Annotated in this window: 2 protein-coding genes and 1 pseudogene; 1 reads left to right on the forward strand and 2 read right to left on the reverse strand. The window is 52.0% G+C overall.

Annotated features, from left to right (window positions below; translation table 11 throughout):
* Positions 1-157: transposase (locus WG929_RS20805; protein WP_416207599.1), on the reverse strand; the 157-nt coding region annotated here is incomplete at its 3' end.
* 82 nt (positions 158-239) lie between these two features.
* Here WG929_RS20805 and WG929_RS20810 point away from each other — a divergent pair.
* A pseudogene (locus WG929_RS20810) lies at positions 240-521 on the forward strand (DDE-type integrase/transposase/recombinase); the annotation flags it as partial.
* 50 nt (positions 522-571) lie between these two features.
* On the opposite strand, the gene WG929_RS20815 reads toward WG929_RS20810, so the two are convergent.
* A complete protein-coding gene (locus WG929_RS20815) occupies positions 572-2,254 on the reverse strand; it encodes a cyclic peptide export ABC transporter (RefSeq protein ID WP_416207598.1) in 1,683 nt (560 codons plus the stop codon).
* Positions 2,255-2,488 lie beyond the last annotated feature (234 nt).

A 2,488-nucleotide genomic window follows, 5' to 3' on the forward strand; every position in this document is an offset into this window, starting at 1 on the left:
GCACGGGAACTCCATCTTGTCGGCATAGTTTCAACCAACTATACAGGGTCACATCGGAAATGCCTTCCTCTGTAGCGACCGAGGCAACCGACCGGTTCATAGGGGGCAACAGCTTCTTCAATACAGCGGCCTTACGTTCGTCTGAGTAACGTGGCATAGCAATCCTTTTGACCCACTCTGAGAAGAATTTAGGCGAAAACGCCTACTGGACAACTAGGGTGACAGAGCGGGGACGATGCTATCCGAAGGTTTATCGACTTTACCGGGAAGCTTTGGCCGTTCGCAAACGTCAGTGCCGTAAAGGCGTGATGGTCGAACGATAGCCCTTCGTGCTGCCCGATGCGCCGAATCATACGTGGTCTATGGATTTCGTTATGGATTCCTTGGCCAGCGGGTGCAGGATCAAATGCCTGATGATCGTGGATGATTTCACCAAAGAATGCCTCGACATGTCCGTTGCCATGGGAATCTCAGGCGAACAGGTAGCCCGTCCCCTGGATGACATAGCGGCCTTCAGAGGCTAACCGAAAGCCGTCAGAACCGATCGGGGCCGCAAAAGACCGGATGGAATTTAAACCGCCACTACATTTTCCACTATTTTCCCTCCGGCCAGTTGCACAAGTTTGTCAGCCACATTGAAGTACCTGTCGTCATGGGAGATGACAATAATGGTTTTGCCCAGCTGTTTCAGGTCTGGCAGAAATTCGGTATAAAAAACCCGCCGGAAGGCAGGATCCTGGTCGGCCGCCCATTCGTCGAATACCAGTATGTCGCGGTCTTCCAGCCAGGCGTTAACCAGGGCCAATCGCTTCCGTTGGCCGGTGGAGAGGTCGGTGGTGGTGAAGGCGCCGTCGCGAATGCCTACCTTGTGGGCAATGTCCATGCGTTGCAAGTAAGCCAGGGCTTGCTCGGGCAGGTGGTCATGGCCCTGGATCAATTCCTCAAATAAATGATAGTCAGAGAAAATAGTCGTAAACAACTGGCGGTAGTCATCCTGCGATGCATTGTCAACCGGCTTGCCATCGAGCAGTATGCGGCCCTGTTGGGGAGTGTAAAGGCCGAGCAGCAGTTTAATGAGGGTAGTTTTGCCGCAGCCGTTTTCGCCCACGATAAAGACGATATCACTAGCATTTATTGTCAGGCTAATGGGACCCAGGGCAAAAGGCGTGGAGCCCTCAATGACCGGGAACCGGTATTGGAGGTGGTCAAGCTGCAATGTCTGGAATTGGCTGAAGTGAGCCGAGTTGCGGCATGGATCATTGTTGTGGGTTTTGGCTATATCGGGGGAAAGCAAATGAGGCTCTGGTGATTGAAATTGTTGTGACAGTTCGGTGATGCGCTCAAAGGCCACTTGGGCTCGGGAGATATTGGGCAGTATATTTAAGATTTGACTGAGTGGCGCGCGCATATAAAGCATAACCAGTACGAAACCGCCCAGCATGGTGTTGTCTATTGATGGCCAGAGCGTTTGGTAAACGAGAGCCGCGCCAATGACAAAAAAGAATAGGGTCGAGCCAAAGGTTTCCGCGCTGATAAAAATTGTGGCGGCACGAATATTGGCTCGGCAAATGCGAGCAGTGGCCCCCTTGATATTCTGCTCAAACATATGGTGGCGGCGTTGTCGTTGGATGCGCAATTCCTTTGCTCCATTCGAAAGTGCCTGGTAGTGACGCTGCAAGTCATCGTGGCCGTCTCTGGCCTCGTTCTGATAGCGACTGCCGAACCGGTAGGCGACCCATTGCGCCGCGCTGCCAATAACAGCGATGGCCAGGGTTACCAGTAGCATTTGCCAGGAGAGGTAGCCCAGATAGGCAAAGCAGCCCAAGGAGATGGTGACGGCGACAATCAGGGGGGCGATGTTCAGGGTGAAATCGCTAACGATGTTCACATCCTGCACCAGGATAGGAATCAATCGGTGGTGGCGAAAGCGCTCCAGTTGCTCTATCGGCGCTAAAAGTATTTGCCTGGCCAGGCGCTGCCGCATGGCCATCACCATCCGCTGGCCTGCGTGATTAACAATCAGGTTTGAAAGCGTGGAGGCGAGCAGAACCGTTAAACACAGCCCGGCAAAGAGCAATAACAGCGTATTATAGTCGGATCCCTGGCTGTTATTCATGGCGCGGTTGATGGTCGCCAGTAATGCAGTGGTGCTCAAACCGCCGATGATACCGAGAATGGCGGAACTCAAGACCTGCAAGCGAAAGGGTTTTAACAGTCGGTAGCATTCTTGCCATAGATTGTCGGCGGGCTTCATTGGCTTTACTCGATTAAATCATTAATGGGGTTAGTTCACTGTGGTATATCGTGGTCTCCGAATTCCGACACGGTTGGTAAAACGCATATGGAGGTTGTTGCACCCATGATTCACTAGTGTCCCTTAACAAAAGTTCACTTGGTATTTATCTTATCTGATAATCGAGCAATGGACTCGATGATCTGGTCAGCAGTTTTTTGCCACACAAAGGGCTTCGGATCATTGTTATAAACG

This window comes from Oceanobacter antarcticus, from assembly GCF_044962685.1.
In the GTDB taxonomy this organism is placed as follows: domain Bacteria; phylum Pseudomonadota; class Gammaproteobacteria; order Pseudomonadales; family Oceanobacteraceae; genus Oceanobacter; species Oceanobacter antarcticus.

Bases quoted from the DNA above. Each gene is read 5' to 3' on its own strand.
- WG929_RS20815 (WP_416207598.1), bottom strand. From the start codon at position 2,254: ATGAAGCCCGCCGACAATCTATGGCAAGAATGCTACCGACTGTTAAAA.